The organism is Kribbella sp. CCNWLW201, assembly GCF_037203805.1.
In the GTDB taxonomy this organism is placed as follows: Bacteria; Actinomycetota; Actinomycetes; order Propionibacteriales; family Kribbellaceae; genus Kribbella.
The window spans coordinates 67030-82082 of sequence record NZ_JBBCBQ010000013.1; the positions used below are offsets into that span (position 1 = coordinate 67030).

The following is a 15053-nucleotide window of genomic DNA, read 5'->3' on the forward strand; positions in this document are numbered from 1 at the left end:
CTGCTGGCGTCAGTTGATGCCTGACCAGAAGGTGCAGTGGTGTTCGGTGGTGAGGTCTGCTCGCTCGAGGCCGCCCTGGTCGGTGGGGGCCAGGGAGAGGCCTGTGACCGAGTGGCTGTTGGTGGGGGACCAGCGTGGTCGGTCTGAGCCGTTCGGGTCGCCGGTGCGGGCGAAGGTGGTCCAGTAGTCGATCATCTGGTTGGACAGCACCTGCTGGGTGTCTGACAGCGGGGCGTCCCAGCCGCCGAGCCGGAACAGGTACGGGAGCTCCACAGCGTGTGCCGCGCCCTGACCGGGTTGTGCGAGTGGTGAGTGCTTGTCGGCGAACTCATACGCGTACACCGGCACCTTGCGAGCCGCCTGCTGGTCTGTGGCTGCCTGTGTGCAGGACCAGATCCGGTCTGTGGTGACTGCGGCCCACGCTGCGGCCGGTGACTCATACCGGTCGAGTGGGTACTCACGCAGTACCTCGGCCGCCTGGTCCGCGCCCACCATGTTGGTCACCAGTTGCGGATAGTCCTTGATCTCGCCGAAGGCGGCCAACCACGGTGTCGCCTCGTCGTGGTTGTTGCCGGAGATGATCGGCACCCGGTGGAACAGTCCGGCCTTCATCGCCATCGCGGGACTCAGTGGGACCGTCGCCGTACGGCCGTAGGCGACCTGGGTGAACTGCAGAGTGTCCTGCACGAGTACGTCGGACTTCGCGGCGCGCAGGCAGTCGAGCATGGACTGGCTGGGCTTGCAGGACAGCTTGTCCTTGTTGTCGGCTGCCCACTGCGTGCCGGTGGTCTGGACCGTCTTTAGTGGGACCCAGGGGGAGTCGGCGGCCTGGCCCGGGTACTGGCTGTTGTCGTCCCAGTTGAACGCGCAGGAGCCGCTCTGCATGATCGCCTTCGCGAAGAGGCCGGTGGCGGTGGGGGAGGTCAGTTGTGCGCAGACGCTCATGCCGCCGGCCGATTCACCTGCGACCGTGACGTTGCGGGGGTCGCCACCGAACGCACGCGCGTTCCGCTGCACCCAGCGCAGGGCGGCCTGCTGGTCCTGGATGCCGTACGTGCCAGAGCCGGGCAGACCCGGGTAGCCGAAGAACCCGAAGATGCCGAGCCGGTAGTTGACCGTCACGGCGACCACATCACCCCTGGTGGCGAACTTCGCGGCGTCGTAGCTGCTACCCGCTCCCGAGAAGAACCCGCCACCATGGATCCAGACCACGACTGCCCGCGGCTTGCTGGACGGCTTGGCGGGCGCAGTCACGTTCAGATAGAGGCAGTCCTCGTTGCTGGACCCGTCGGGCGCCTCCGGGTTGGCCTGCTGGGGGCACGCGCTCGAGACGTCCACGGCCTCTCGTACGCCGTCCCACGGCCGCACGGGTTGTGGTGCTTTCCACCGCAACGGTCCGACCGGCGGAGCGGCGTACGGAATCCCGTTGAACACCCGTGCCCCGTCGGCGGACGTCCCGCTCACCAGCCCGGCATCAGTCCGTACGACGTCTGTCTCGGCCGAAGCGTTGGTTGCCACCAACCCAGCCGGCACCAGCGCCAGGCCAACGGCCAACCGCAGTAGCTTTCGCAATCTCGTCATGCCCAGCAGCCTCAGCCAGACAACCCCAAGCCCGCTTCGGCCCGACGGCCACGCCACCTACACCTTTGGTCTAAGCGCGCCTCAACAGATAGGTGTCCATGATCCAGCCCTTGCGGTCGCGGGCTTCGGCGCGGGTCTTCTCGATCTGCGCGGCGACCTCGCGCAGTGGACCGGAGATCAGGATCTCGTCCGGAGTGCCGAGGTAGGCGCCCCAATAGATGGTCGCGTCCTGATCGAGGTGCTCGGTGAACGCCGTGTGCGCATCGAGCATGACGACCACGTCGTCCACGTCCTCCGGCCACCCCTTCGCCAGCCGTCGCCCAGTGGTGATCTGGATCGGCCGGCCGACCTGGTTCAGCCCGACCCGGTGCCGCGCCGCCAGCGTCGACACGCTGCTGATCCCCGGGATCACCTCGACCTCGAACGCGAGGTCGCCCCGCGCCTGGATGTCGTCCAGGATCGCCAGCGTGCTGTCGTACAGCGAAGGGTCGCCCCAGACCAGGAACGCACCCACCTGGTCCTCGCCGAGTTCGGTCGCGATCAGGTCCGCACACACGTCCGCTCGGCGTCGCCGCCAGTCGTCGACGGCTTCGACGTACGCGTCGGTGGTCCGGTCCCGCTCGGGATCGCGGCCGACGACGACCCGGTAGTCCTTGTCCTTGGCGTACCGGCGGAGGATCTCCTCGCGCAGGTCGACCAGCTCCTGCTTGACCTCGCCCTTGTCCAGCACGAAGAACACGTCGACCCGGTTGAGTGCCGACACAGCCTGCATCGTCACCTGCTCCGGATCGCCCGCACCGACGCCGATCACCACGATCTCCCGCATGCCCCGCACCCTATGTCACTACGCTCGGTGAGCGATCGCGACCAGATTGCCCGATGGTGAAGGTGACCTGGCACCACCGCCGGCGTCAACGGAGCTGTTGCCGGCAGCACCCGATTCCCACAATCGAACGCATGGGACTCAAGAGCAAAGCACGGGGACTCGGGCGGCACGGTCTGATCGCGATGGTGCTGGGGGCAACGGTCGTGGTCGGTGGCAGTAGCGTGCTGGTCGCGTCGGCGGCCGAACCGGCGCCGGCCGTCATCAGCGCCTGCGTGGACAAGAACTTCGGCGACGTCCGGATCATCGACCCGGCCAAGGGCGAGAAGTGCCGTTTCTACGAGGTCGCCACCACCTGGAACCAGAAGGGCCCCACGGGCGAGACCGGCCCCCAAGGACCTCAAGGCGCGCAAGGAGCACAGGGCGCGGCAGGTCCGCAGGGCGTCCCCGGACCGCAAGGCGAACAAGGTCCGCAAGGCCCGAAGGGTGACCCGTCCGGGCTGTCCGTCAGCCCGCCGATCCTGGTGAAGAAGACCATCCGGGACGGCGAGCACGCGAACTGGCAGGCGATGTGCCCGAGTGGTCAGGTCGCGGTGAGCGGAGGCTTCTCCGGCGGCAGCAACTACGGTCGCGGACTGACCTTCTACACCTCGATGCCCCGCTACTCCGCCGACGGCTGGATCTTCGAGGCGTCATTCAGCAAGCTCGCGAGCGGCAGCACCGACGACCAGATCGACGCCTACGGCTTCGTCCTCTGCGCCGTCGGCACCTTCAACCCCAACTGAGTCAGATCGTCAGCAGGAGTGCGGCGGCGATGACGGTTCCGGCCACAGCGCCGCCGTAACACAGCAGCACGATCGGTACGTCGTACCGCTTCAGCTGCAACCCGTCGTACAGGGTGTAGCGGAAGCGGTGCGCCCAGTGGAACAGCGCCAGCGCACACAACCCGAACAACACGAGCCGCGTGATCCAATTCCGCAGTACGGCGAACACGTGCGAGTGGTCCGGTGGCGACAGCAGGTCCAGCGGGAACGCGATACCGAACAGGAACAGCAGGATCGGGATCATCAGAGCGGCGACCATGCCGCCGGCGCTGAACAGCATCCAGAGCAGCGGTTCGGGAGCGGGCCGGCGGCTCATCGCAGTACCAACCAGGCGACGATTGCCGAAAGCAACAACGACGCGAAGTAGTGCGCGGCAACGATCTGAGCCGGCGGCACGCGGCGCCCGCGCACCTTGATGACCATCGCCCGAGGCGCCAGCGCGAACCACGTGATCGTATGCAGCAGGAGGAACAGCATCGCGACCACATTGATCGCGAGCACCCACCACCGCCCACTCCAGTCGAGGAAGTCCTGGTACGACGCCGCGCCGTCGCTCACCGCCTTGACCAGGAGGAGCAGGTACACCACGAACCACGCGACGAAGACGCTGCTCAGCTCACGCAGTACGAACAACAGGTAGGACCGGCGTTCGAGCCACCAGAACAGAGCGAGCGGCCGTTGGTAGGTGCTCACCGTCGGCTCCGAGGCATCAGCAGATCCTTGATCGTCTGCGTAGCCGCGGTCAGCTTGTACCGCTGGATCGCGCCCGCCGGGTCCACACCCTTCGGGCACGCCGCACTGCACTCACCGACGAACGTGCAGGCCCAGATCCCTTCCGGCGACGACAGTACGGCGCGACGCTCCTCGGCCCCCTCGTCACGCGAGTCGAGGTTGTACCGCTGGGCCAACGCGATCGCCGCGGGACCGATGAACTCCGGCTCGAGGCTGTACACCGGGCAGGCCGAGTAGCAGAGCATGCAGTTGATGCACATACTGAACTGCTTGTACTCGTCCAGTTCCTCCGGCGTCTGCAGGTACTCGCCCTCCTCGACCGGACTGTGCACCTCTCGGACGATCCACGGCTTGACCTTCGGCAGCTTGGTCATGAAGTCGTCGATGTCGATGATGAGGTCCCGGATCACCGGGAAGTTCCGCAACGGCTCGACCCGGATCGGACCGGGTGCGTAGTCAGTGAGGAAGGTCGCACACGTCAGCTGCGGTTCGCCGTTCACGGTCATCCCACAGCTGCCGCAGATCCCCATCCGGCACGACCACCGGAACGACAACGTGCCGTCCAGGTGGTCCTTGATGTACGTCAGACCGTCGAGAACGGCCCAGTGCTCGCGCAGCGGCACCTGGTAGGACTGCATCACCGGTTCGGACTCCAGCTCGGGCCGGTAACGCGCGACCTCGAGGGTGATCTCGTCTGCCATCCCTACCTCCCGTACACGCGTTCGCCCGGTGGCCAGCGGGTGATCGTCACCGGCAGGTACGAGATCCGGCTCGTTCCGTCCGGCTCACGTCGTACCAGCGAGTGCGCCAGGAACCGATCGTCGTCGCGGGCCGGGAAGTCGGTGCGCTGATGTGCTCCGCGCGATTCCTCCCGGAGCAGCGCGCACGCGATGATGCTCTCGGCAACATCCAGCATGAACCCGAGCTCGAGCAGCGCGATCAACTCGGTGTTGAAGTTGGTGCTGTGGTCGTCGATCGCCGCATGGCTGAACCGCAGTTGCAGCTCCTTCAGCTGGTCGGCGGCCTTCGCCAGCGAGTCGCCGTCGCGGTAGATCCCGGCGCCGTTCTCCATCGTGGTCTGCATCTCGGTGCGGATGTCCGCGATCCGTTCGTGCCCCTCGGCGTGCCGGGTCAGCTCCTCCGACAGCCGTCGTACCTCGTCCCGCCCCTGAGCTTCGACAGCCTTGGGTACGACGTTGCGGTATCGGCCGGCGAACACCGCCGCGGCCCGGCCGGCGCGGTTGCCGAAGACGAGACACTCGGGCAGCGAGTTCGATCCCAGCCGGTTCGCGCCGTTGATGCTGACGCAGGCGACCTCGCCGGCGGCATACAGACCTTCGAGTGACGTCTGGCCGCGGATGTCGGTGTGGATGCCGCCCATCATGTAGTGCACGACCGGGCGGACCGGCACGAGTTCCGTCACCGGATCGATGTTCTGGTACTTCGAACACAGCTCGCGGACGAACGGCAGTTTGGCGTCGATCAGCTTCGCGCCCAGGTGCCGCAGGTCCAGGTTCACGACCGGCCCGTACGGCGTATCGATCGTGTTCCCCTTCTCCATCTCGTGCACGAAGGCCTGCGACAGCCGGTCTCGTGGTCCGAGTTCCATGTTGCGAAGGACCGGTGTCGGTGTCGGCGTGCCGAGGTCGTAGTCCTGCAGGTAGCGGTAGCCGTCCTTGTTGAGCAGCCAGCCGCCTTCCGCCCGGGCCGCCTCGGTGATCAGGATGCCGGTGAACGGCAGCCCGGTCGGGTGGTACTGGACGAACTCCATGTCCTTCAGTGCGGCGCCGGCCCGGTACGCGAGCGCCATCCCGTCCCCGGTCTTGATGTTGGCGTTCGTGGTGAACGGGAAGACCCGGCCGCATCCACCGGTGCACACGATCACCGCGCTGGCCGTGATGGTCTCGATCCGGCCGGTCGACAGTTCGATCGCGACGACGCCGTACGCGCGTCCGTCGTCTTCCAGGATCTTGGTCACGTACCACTCGTCGTACCGGACGATGTCGGAGTACGAGAGCGCGGTCTGGAAGAGCGTGTGCAGCAGGTGGAACCCGGTCCGGTCGGCGGCGAACCAGGTGCGCATGTTCTTCATGCCGCCGAACGCGCGGACGGCGATCCGTCCGTCCGGCTGCCGGCTCCACGGGCAACCCCAGTGCTCCAGCCGGAGCAGCTCACGCGGCGCCTCGGCGACGAACGCCTCGACCGCGTCCTGATCGCACAACCAGTCGCTGCCGGAGACCGTGTCGTACGCGTGCTCGTCGAGCGTGTCGTCGTCAGCGGCAACGGCCGCGGCTCCACCCTCGGCGGACACGGTGTGGCTGCGCATCGGATAGACCTTCGAGATCACCGCCACCCGCAACGCCGGATTGGTCTCCGCCACCGCGATAGCAGCCCGCAACCCCGCGCCGCCGCCCCCAACCACCACGACGTCGTGGAATGTCATCCGTTCCCCGTCTCAGGCTTCGTGGTCGCCGCTGTGCTCGTCCATCAGGATCTTGCCGTCGTGCCGCACGGTCTGGATCCGCACACTGCCGTCATGAAACTCGTGCCGGATCCGGCGACACCCGCACGCGTAGTGCATGTCATCCATCCGGAAGCCCTCGAAGTCGTCCTCCTGGCTCCGGTCCGCGTCCCCCATCCGCCCACACGGCGCCCGCTCCGCGGTCAGATGCGTCCTGGTCCCGGTCATTCGCCCACCTCCAGACACACTCCAGGTGTTTGTGACTCACATCACACCTAGATAGTGCGCCCCCCAACCACAACGCGGCAATGCCTTGGCGTCAGCGGGAGAACTGCCACCGGGTCTGGTCGTTGTCGGGCAGCACGATGACGGTGCCCGCGCCCGCCTTCCAGCCGTCGTGCAGCAGGAACATCCGGCCGCCGGAGCTGACCAGCAGGCGCAGGCCGGTGGTTCGGTACCGCACCGCCTTGCCTTCGGTGATCGGCGTTTCAACCACCCCGGGTGCTTCGAGGCCGAGCGGCGTACTGCTGTAGGCGGTCACGCGGGGGAGCTCGGTCACCTTCGCCTGGAGCTGCTGTGCGTAGCCTCGGCCGACGATCGCCGCGAAGTCGGAGACCGCCCAGAACAGCGCCGAGGTGACCACACCACCGACGAGAAACATGCGCAACGCCCGGTGCCACGCCGGCTGCACCCACGCCCCGTCCGCGCTGGTCCGAAGCCAGGCGCCGTACGCCGCAACGACGGTGCCGCCGGCAACGACAAGCGGCGCGAGCAGATCCACCGCATCACCCAACGCCGCGGCGGCGATCACGGCGACGCCGACAGCCACCAGCCCCGCGATCAGCGCGGCCCGCCCGGTCTTCCGCAGTACGGCGTGAGCTTCGGTACGGCGAAGTGCCGCATCCAGCCGTCGATGCACAGCCAGGCCGGCCAGCGCGAGCGCGGCGATGAACAGCAGCGGCAGGTAGAGCGTACTGATGCTCCGCAGCACGTAGTCCTGGGTCGAGTAGCCGAACAGGCTGACGTCGAGCCCCAGCTCCTCGGCCTGCGCATCACTGCGCGCCCAGCCGAAGTAGAACAGCAGGGCCGTCGCGATGGTCAACGGCGGGCCGAGTGTCGTCACCACCGACAACACGGCCTGCAGCGGGCCTTCGTCAGGCGCGCCGGCGGGCGGAGGTACGGATGGCTCGGCGGGAGCTGGGGCAGGAGGATCCGGGCGACCATCCGGCACAGTCGCAGGAGACAGTTGGGCGGAGTCGGTCATCCGGTCGGCTCGGTGGTCTCGCCGGACGACGACGCCTCGCTGGGCCCGGACGTCGGCGACTCCTCGTCGGTCGGCTCCTCCGTCACCGACGGTTCGTCAGTAGGCTCCGTGGTCGGCTCCTCGGACTCGCCGTCCTTCTTCCCGCACTCCGTCATACCGCCCTTGGCCCGCTTGAACGTCACCTTGGGCGTCTCGCCCGGGTGGGCCTTGTGCCACGCCAATGCGCGATCGATCATGCTCTTGATCAGTGGCTCCAGGCAGCCGTGTCCGAGGAGCGAGGAATCCGCGTCCGCGTGCTTTGCCGCGATGTCCCACTGTTTCGTCTGCCCGTCGACGGCGGCCCGGCACACTGCAAGCATGGCGCTCGCGAAGTCAGACCTACCGAATTCGCCCGCATCGCTGCTCTTGAGGTAGGTGCGCAGTTCGGAGCATTTGCCGTTGGCGAAGGCGTTGTACGCCGGCCAGCCCGGTGTCGGCGACTTCGGATCTTTCGGCCCGAACGGCACCCAGGACAGCCACCCGCCGGCCTTGCCCTCGGAACTCTTCGACGTGCTCGGTTCCCCGTCGCCGCTCGCCGCGGGTGCGTCCGCCCCACAGGCGGCCAGCACACCGAACATCACCACCGGCACAACGATTCGTCGCCACAGCATGATCCGCCCCCAGCCCCAACCCCAGACTCACCCCGTGGAGTCTTAGAGTGCCCGGGCGGTGGCAGAGCGTCAATGTCCTTTCGGGCAGTGTTCGAGGGACCCCTACTGCTTGGATTCGCGCCATTCTCGTTCGAAGGGGAGTCGCCAGGCTCGGGGGGCGATGAGTTGGTGGATGGCGTTGGGGCCCCAGGTGCCGGGTTGGTAGGGCTTGACCGGGGGCGGGTCGTCGAGGAGGAGGGCGGAGCGGTCCCACAGGGATTCGATGCCTTCGGCGGTGGTGAAGAGGGTGTGGTCGCCGCGCATCGCGTCCAGGATCAGGCGTTCATAGGCCTCGAGTACGTCGCCCGCACTCTCCGTCTCCTGCGTCGAGAACTGCATCGACAGCTTCTCCAGCCGCATCCCCGGACCGGGGCGCTTGCCGTAGAAGGACAGCGACACCCGGGACGAGTCGGCCAGGTCGAAGGTCAGGTGGTCGGGGCCTTGTGAGCCGACCCCGGAGCCGGCCGGGAACATCGTCTTCGGTGCTTCCTTGAAGGCGATCGAGATGATCCGCATCCCCTCGGCCATCCGCTTGCCGGTGCGCAGGTAGAACGGCACGCCGGCCCAGCGCCAGTTGTCGATCCCGACCTTCATCGCGATGAACGTCTCGGTGTCGGAGTCCGGCGCGACCCCGTCCTCGGTGCGATAGCCGCCGTACTGGCCGCGCACCACGTCGGCCGGCTGAATCGGGAGCATGGAGCGGAACACCTTGTTCTTCTCCTCCGAGATCGCCCGCGGTTCCAGGGCGGTCGGCGGCTCCATCGCGACGAACGACAGCACCTGGAGGACGTGCGTGACGACCATGTCCTTGAACGCGCCGGTCGGTTCGTAGAACGTGGCCCGCTGGTCCAGGCCGAGCGACTCGGGGATGTCGATCTGCACGTGGTCGATGAAGTTGCGGTTCCAGATCGGCTCGAACAACCCGTTCGCGAACCGGAACGCGAGGATGTTCAGCGCCGCCTCCTTGCCGAGGAAGTGGTCGATCCGGAACACCTGGGACTCGTCGAAGGTCTCGTGCACGAAGTTGTTCAGCTGGATCGCACTGGCCAGGTCGTCGCCGAACGGCTTCTCCATCACCACCCGGGCCCGATCGACCAGGTCCGCGTCGCGCAGCATCGCGATCACCGCCTGCGCGGACTTCGGCGGCACGGACAGGTAGTGCAGCCGGCAGGTTTCCGGACCGAGCAGCGCTTCGGCCGCCTTGACCGCGGCCGCGAGCGCCTCCGGCCCGGCCGTCGCCGGCACATACTCGAGCCGCTCGGCGAACTGCGTCAGCTCCTCGTCGCTCATCCGGTGCGTGCCGAACGTCTCCACCGCCTTGCGGGCCCGCTCCCGGAACTCGTCTGACGTGAGCTGCTCGGTCGCCATCCCGATGATGCGTACGTCGGGCGCGAACTTGGACAGCTGCAGATACGCCAGCCCCGGCAGCAGCTTGCGCTTGGCCAGATCCCCGGTCGCCCCGAACAGCACGATCACATGGGGCGCGAGCGGCTCCGGATCCCGTCGCGACGGCCGCGACCCCGGCGCCGGATAGGCAATCGTCTGAGTACGGTCAGGCATGCAGTCCTCCAACGAACACCTAAGCCACGGACACCGGAGCCAACACCCAGAAGTCTAGGCACCCGGCCCGGTCGCCCGGCGGATCATGGTGGTCGCCATCATCCGCGGCTGATCGAGGCAGTTCGGCGCCGCGGTGTGGAACGTGTCGCAGTGCATCAGGAACACGTCGCCCGCTCGGCCGGCCAGCTCGACCACCCGCAGGGGTACGCCGTCCACTTCGAAACCGTCGACCATGTAGCGCTGGATCCGGTCGCCGTTGCCGTCCCGGCCCCACAGCTCGCGCAACCACGGATGGGCGCCGCCGAGCTCACGCCGCAGCCGTTTCGGATGCGGCCCGTCCTCGGCAGGATCGGCGTACGTCGCCACCAGTTGATGCGACCCGGTCAGTACGAGCGTCGCACCGCCCCGCGGCCGGACGTCGTTCAGCAGCACGAACAGCTGCACCGCCCGAAGCCCCGGCCGCTCGACGAACCGCTCGAAGTCGTTGTGCCACACGGAGAGCGGAACATCCCACTCCGTCTTCTCCCGGAGCGGGAACGTGACCAGCAATCCACCCCAGCGGTTGGGTTCCTGCCACTCGCCGAGCAGCTCGTCGAGCGACGTCCGGACCGCCTGGGTTCCGATCCGCTCGAACTCGTCGCAGCGGGCCACCTGCTGAAGGCCCATCAGTCGTTGCTCGATCAGCCAGGTGGCCGGCTCGGTTCTCCGCATCCCGTGCTCGGCCTCGACGTGCTCCCAGATCCGGTCACACATCAGGACGGTGTCGGCCGCCGGGATCGCACCGGCCAGGCGCACCAGACCGGTCCGTTCGAACTCATCTCGCTGAGCATCCGTCAACATCCGCATCACTCCTCTCAGCCCGGAAATCCCAGCCCGAAAAATCTCGGCCCGGAAAACCAAAAGCACCCGGAGCCAGGAGACGTGTGTCTCCCGGCTCCGGGTGCATCGTTTGGCAGCGAAGTCTTTCCCGGAGCAAATCTGTGGTGTCGCCACTACGCTACGGCGGAGCCCAGCGCAGTGCGAACGATTTATCCGCCGGAGGCGCTCTGCCACAGGCCGAGGACGTTGCCCTCGCAGTCCTCGAAGTAGGCGGCGAATCCCATCTCGCCGACCGCGAACTTGGCGGCCACCGTCTTGCCGCCGTGCTGCTCGATCGACTCCAGCGCCGCGTCGGCGTCGTCGACGTCGAGGGTGATCACCGGCAGCGTGGCCGGCGCCCCAGCCCGCTCGAACATGCCGCCGTTGATGTAGCCGGGTTCGGTCGGGTAGCCCTCCTCGGTCACCGGCCCGGTCGACACACTCGTGTATTTCAGCTCCGGCATCACGTTGATCTGCCACCCGAACACGTCGGCGTAGAACGCCCGCGCCCGCTCCCCGTCGTCGTACGGAATCTCGAAATGCACCACTCGTCCGGCCATCACAAGTCCTCCCCTTGGAACCGGGTTTGGTTCGACGCTAGACCCGCTCGCCGACCCCCGGCCAGCCCTCAGGCGTCGAAGGCGGCGGCGGTCTCCAGCAGGCTGGACAGGTCGGTGCCGGGAGCGATCTCTTCAGCGGCCGAACCGCGCCGGAAGAGGCGGGCGCCGACGGCGGAGCCTTCGAGGGTGAGGGTGGTGGAGCGGAGGCGGAGCCAGGTGCCTTCGCGGAGGCCGAGGACCGGTACGTCGTTCTCCTCGAGGAACTCGGTGATGCGCAGTTCTCGGGTCTCGCCCTGGTGCTCGGAGTCCGGGTCCGGGTCGAGGTAGTGCGGGTTGATCTGGAACGGGACCAGCCCGAGGGTCTCGAACGACGGCGGTTGCACGATCGGCATGTCGTTACTCGTGCGCAGGCTGGGGGCCGCGAGGTTCGTCCCGGCGCTCGAGCCGATGTACGGCGTGCCACTCGTGACGCGGTCGCGGATGACGTCGAGGTCGCCGCTCGACTGCAGGGCCTTGACCAGCCGGAACGTGTTGCCGCCGCCGACGAAGATCGCGGCTGCCTTGCGCAGCGCCTCCGGATCGGTGTGCGCACCGACGACCGACACCCCGATCGGCTCCAAGGCTTTCCGCACCGTCGACGTGTAGCCGTCGTGGTCGGCGAGCGCGTACGGGACGAACACCAACTCGTCGATGCCGCGCAGGATGTCGGTCAGCGCGTCGAGCGCGTGCTCGAGGTACGGCCGCTGGTGGGTGGCGGAGTTCGAGAGCAGCAGCAGTTGCATGGATTCTCCTTGTTTCACAGGGGTTCAGCGGCGGGCGCGAGCCGCCGGGGCGCGATGGGAGAGCAGGTTGCTCAGCTCTTCGGTTGCCTCGAGCAACCGTGGGGCCAGGTCCCGGATGTCGCCGGGCAGTTCTTCGGTCTTGCCCTCTACCAGGGTGAGCGAACCGATCGGGCGCCGGCCCAGGCGGACCGGTGCCGCGATCGCCCGGGTGCCGGCGTCGTACTCGCCGTCCGAGAAGGCCCAGCCGGTCTGCACGGTCTGCTCGAACACCTGCTCCAGGGCGGCCTCGTCGACCTCGGTGAGCTCGGTGAAACGGGCGAACGGGCGGCCGGACAGCAGCGCGCGGCGTTCGTTGCGATCGAGGAAGGCGAAGTACGCCCGCGAGGTCGCCCCGGCGTGCGCGGGGTAGAGGTCGCCGACCAGTGGGTGACTGCGCAGCGGACCGCCGCCGCCGTCGACCGCGGCGATGCAGCGCACGTGGAAACCGTCCGGGATGGTGAAGGTCGCGGTCCGCTCGGTGTCCTGCGCGAGGCGGGCGAGGACGCCGTCGGCCAGCGCGGCGAGGCCGCCGGTCCGTTCCCACAGCGCGGCCATCCGCCACATCGTCGGCCCCAGGCTGTAGCGCCGGCTGATCGGATCCGACCGCAGGAACCCGCGGAACGCGAGGGCGGCCAGCAACCGCTGCGCGGTGGACTTGTCGATGTCGAGCTCCTCGGCGAGCTCCATCACGCCCCAGTCGCGGCGTTGCTCGGAGAACGAGATCAGGATCAGCAAGGCCCGGTCCACGGTCTGCAACGGCGACCGCACCGCATCATCCAGCATCCGGCAACCCTAACGCACGGACCGTTAAATGATTTCCCCTCTCATATAGAGAGAAGTCGTTGCAGATGTCGCCGCCCGTCCCCGAGCCTCAGTCGTCATGAACCTTGTCCTGCGTCGCATGTTCGCGATGGTGCCCGCCCTGGTCGGCGTCGTCGTGTGCATCTTCGTGCTCACCCGGGTGCTCCCCGGCGACCCGGCCCGCACGCTGGCCGGCGACCAGGCCGACCCGAGTGTGGTCGAGCGGATCCGCGCCGACATGGGACTCGACCAGCCGCTGCACCTCCAGCTGGTCCGCTACTTCGCGGATCTCCTGCACGGTGACCTCGGCTTCGCCTGGCACACCGGTCACAGCGTCGCCTCGGACTTCGCGTCCCGGCTGCCGGCCACCGTCGAACTCGCGCTCGCCGCCCTGTTCCTCTCGATCCTGATCGGTGTCCCGATCGGCATCGTCAGCGCGACCCGGCGGGACCGTCCGGTCGACCACGTCAGCCGGGTCTTCTCGCTGCTCGGCGCGTCGATGCCGCTGTTCTGGCTCGGCCTGATGGTGATCGTGGTGTTCTACAACCAGCTCGGCTGGGCGCCGGCGCCACTCGGCCGGGTCGCGCAGGGGGTCAACCCGCCGACCCAGATCACCGGCCTCTACGTCCTCGATTCGCTGCTCACCGGCGACACCGTGGCCCTGCGGTCGTCGTTGTCCCACATCATCTGGCCCGCGCTCTGCCTGGCCACCGGCAGCACCGCGATCCTCGCCCGGATGACCCGGTCCGCGATGCTCGAGGTGATCGGCCAGGACTACGTCCGTACGGCGGTGTCGAAAGGACTGAAGCCCGCTGTCGTCACCTTCAAGCACGCGCTGAAGAACGCCGCGCCCGTCATCGTCACGGTGACCGGGCTGCAGTTCGGCCAGCTGATGGGCGGTGCGGTGATCACCGAGACCGTCTTCACCTGGCCCGGGATCGGTTCGTACGTCGTGCAGTCCGTCCTGGCCACCGACTACGCGCCGGTGCAGGCGTTCACCTTGCTGGCCGCGGTCGTCTACCTGGCGGCGAACCTGATCGTCGACCTCGTCAACGCCCGCCTCGATCCGAGGATCGCCGATGCCTGAGACCGCGCTGAAACCCCGGACGACCGCCCGCCTGCTGCTGCGCAATCGTCTCGCCGTCGTCGGCCTCGTCTTCATCGCCCTGTGGACGCTCGGCGCCCTGTTGTCCGGTCTCCTTCCGTACGGCGCGACGCAGCCGGGCGTTGGTGGACTGCTCAGCCCACCGTCGCTCGCGCATCCGTTCGGGACCGACAACTTCGGTCGCGACATCCTCGCCCGGGTGCTGGCCGGCGGCCGGATCTCGCTGTGGACCGGACTGATCGCGGTCGCGATCTCGCTGCTGGTCGGCGTACCGCTCGGAGCCTTCGCCGGGTTCGTCCGCGGCCGGGCCGGCGGGCTGGTGATGCGGGTGATGGACATGCTGCTGGCGTTCCCGTCGCTGGTCCTGGCGATGGCGATCGCGGCCGCGCTGGGGCCGGGGATGGTCAGCGCGATGGTTGCCGTCGGCATCGTCGGCATCCCGGAGTTCGCCCGGATCGTGTACAGCCAGACGGTGTCGCTGCGGGAGCGGGACTTCGTCGAGGCCGGGCACGCGATCGGGCTGCCCGGGCGCAGCATCCTGGCCCGGCACATCGTGCCGAACGCGATGGCGCCGATCCTGGTCCGGGCCACGCTCGGCATGGGTTACGCGATCCTGACCGCCGCGTCGCTCAGTTTCATCGGCCTCGGTGCGCAGCCGCCCGACCCCGAGTGGGGCGTGCTGATCGCCGACGGCCGCGGCTACATCATCAGCGGCGAGTGGTGGATGACCACCTTCCCGGGGCTCGCGATCGCCACCTCGATTCTCGGCTTCAACCTGCTCGGCGACGGCCTCCGGGACGTTCTGGACCCCCGGTTGCGGACGAGCAAATGACTGTGCTTTTGGCCGGGCCTCCGGCGCCGGCGTGGTCATGGGGCTTTGACTCCCGGCCTTCCCTCGTCGCTCCAGTCGCTTCGCTCCCTCCACTCCTCAGTCCAGGCCGGGAGGCCCCATGACCCACCATCCCCTGAAAGGT

At 68.0% G+C, this 15053-nt stretch carries 17 protein-coding genes; 3 read left to right on the top strand and 14 right to left on the bottom strand.

Features of this window, described 5'->3' with window-relative positions:
- Positions 1 to 9 precede the first annotated feature (9 nt).
- Together V9K99_RS37700 and cobF are read right to left on the bottom strand one after the other, a co-directional pair.
- Positions 10 to 1581, bottom strand: coding sequence for a carboxylesterase/lipase family protein (locus V9K99_RS37700; protein WP_337010018.1), 1572 nt, complete (start codon positions 1579 to 1581; stop codon positions 10 to 12).
- Positions 1582 to 1651: 70 nt separating this feature from the next.
- On the bottom strand, positions 1652 to 2407 hold the full coding sequence (cobF, locus tag V9K99_RS37705) for a precorrin-6A synthase (deacetylating) (protein ID WP_337010020.1): 756 nt from the start codon (positions 2405 to 2407) through the stop codon (positions 1652 to 1654).
- 131 nt (positions 2408 to 2538) lie between these two features.
- Here cobF and V9K99_RS37710 point away from each other — a divergent pair, with 131 nt between their 5' ends.
- Complete coding sequence (locus tag V9K99_RS37710) at positions 2539 to 3189, top strand: hypothetical protein (RefSeq protein ID WP_337010022.1); 651 nt, start codon at positions 2539 to 2541, stop codon at positions 3187 to 3189.
- Between the two features lies 1 nt (position 3190).
- Here the strand turns inward: V9K99_RS37710 and frdD are convergent, their stop codons facing one another.
- From frdD to V9K99_RS37770, 12 genes are all read right to left on the bottom strand, one after another.
- Entirely contained in the window at positions 3191 to 3544 is a 354-nt protein-coding gene (gene frdD / locus V9K99_RS37715; protein WP_337010024.1) for a fumarate reductase subunit FrdD, read from the bottom strand.
- Positions 3541 to 3921 carry a fumarate reductase subunit C gene (locus tag V9K99_RS37720; protein WP_337010025.1) on the bottom strand — a complete coding sequence of 127 codons (381 nt, stop codon included), beginning with the start codon at positions 3919 to 3921 and terminating at the stop codon, positions 3541 to 3543. Before V9K99_RS37720 ends, frdD begins: the two co-directional genes overlap by 4 nt.
- Positions 3918 to 4661, bottom strand: coding sequence for a succinate dehydrogenase/fumarate reductase iron-sulfur subunit (locus V9K99_RS37725; RefSeq protein WP_337010027.1), 744 nt, complete (start codon positions 4659 to 4661; stop codon positions 3918 to 3920). The genes V9K99_RS37720 and V9K99_RS37725 overlap by 4 nt, the downstream gene beginning before the upstream one ends.
- A 2-nt stretch (positions 4662 to 4663) precedes the next feature.
- Positions 4664 to 6403 carry a fumarate reductase (quinol) flavoprotein subunit gene (frdA, locus tag V9K99_RS37730; RefSeq protein WP_337010029.1) on the bottom strand — a complete coding sequence of 580 codons (1740 nt, stop codon included), beginning with the start codon at positions 6401 to 6403 and terminating at the stop codon, positions 4664 to 4666.
- A gap of 12 nt (positions 6404 to 6415) precedes the next feature.
- The gene (locus tag V9K99_RS37735; protein ID WP_337010031.1) at positions 6416 to 6649 is read right to left on the bottom strand and encodes a hypothetical protein; all 234 of its coding nucleotides are present in this window, start codon (positions 6647 to 6649) and stop codon (positions 6416 to 6418) included.
- 91 nt (positions 6650 to 6740) lie between these two features.
- A complete protein-coding gene (locus V9K99_RS37740) occupies positions 6741 to 7544 on the bottom strand; it encodes a hypothetical protein (protein WP_337010033.1) in 804 nt (267 codons plus the stop codon).
- Positions 7545 to 7681: 137 nt separating this feature from the next.
- Positions 7682 to 8335 carry a hypothetical protein gene (locus tag V9K99_RS37745; protein ID WP_337010035.1) on the bottom strand — a complete coding sequence of 218 codons (654 nt, stop codon included), beginning with the start codon at positions 8333 to 8335 and terminating at the stop codon, positions 7682 to 7684.
- A gap of 102 nt (positions 8336 to 8437) precedes the next feature.
- Entirely contained in the window at positions 8438 to 9934 is a 1497-nt protein-coding gene (zwf, locus tag V9K99_RS37750; protein WP_337010037.1) for a glucose-6-phosphate dehydrogenase, read from the bottom strand.
- A gap of 54 nt (positions 9935 to 9988) precedes the next feature.
- Complete coding sequence (locus tag V9K99_RS37755) at positions 9989 to 10774, bottom strand: phytanoyl-CoA dioxygenase family protein (RefSeq protein WP_337010039.1); 786 nt, start codon at positions 10772 to 10774, stop codon at positions 9989 to 9991.
- Positions 10775 to 10962: 188 nt separating this feature from the next.
- On the bottom strand, positions 10963 to 11352 hold the full coding sequence (locus V9K99_RS37760) for a VOC family protein (RefSeq protein ID WP_337010041.1): 390 nt from the start codon (positions 11350 to 11352) through the stop codon (positions 10963 to 10965).
- 68 nt (positions 11353 to 11420) lie between these two features.
- Positions 11421 to 12134, bottom strand: a complete 714-nt coding sequence (gene pepE / locus V9K99_RS37765; RefSeq protein WP_337010043.1) for a dipeptidase PepE — start codon at positions 12132 to 12134, stop codon at positions 11421 to 11423.
- Positions 12135 to 12158: 24 nt separating this feature from the next.
- Positions 12159 to 12956, bottom strand: a complete 798-nt coding sequence (locus V9K99_RS37770) for an IclR family transcriptional regulator (RefSeq protein WP_337010045.1) — start codon at positions 12954 to 12956, stop codon at positions 12159 to 12161.
- Between the two features lie 97 nt (positions 12957 to 13053).
- Between V9K99_RS37770 and V9K99_RS37775 the strand changes: the two genes are divergently transcribed.
- Complete coding sequence (locus V9K99_RS37775) at positions 13054 to 14061, top strand: ABC transporter permease (protein WP_337010047.1); 1008 nt, start codon at positions 13054 to 13056, stop codon at positions 14059 to 14061.
- A complete protein-coding gene (locus V9K99_RS37780; protein ID WP_337010049.1) occupies positions 14054 to 14911 on the top strand; it encodes an ABC transporter permease in 858 nt (285 codons plus the stop codon). The genes V9K99_RS37775 and V9K99_RS37780 overlap by 8 nt, the downstream gene beginning before the upstream one ends.
- The last annotated feature ends 142 nt before the right edge of the window (positions 14912 to 15053 follow it).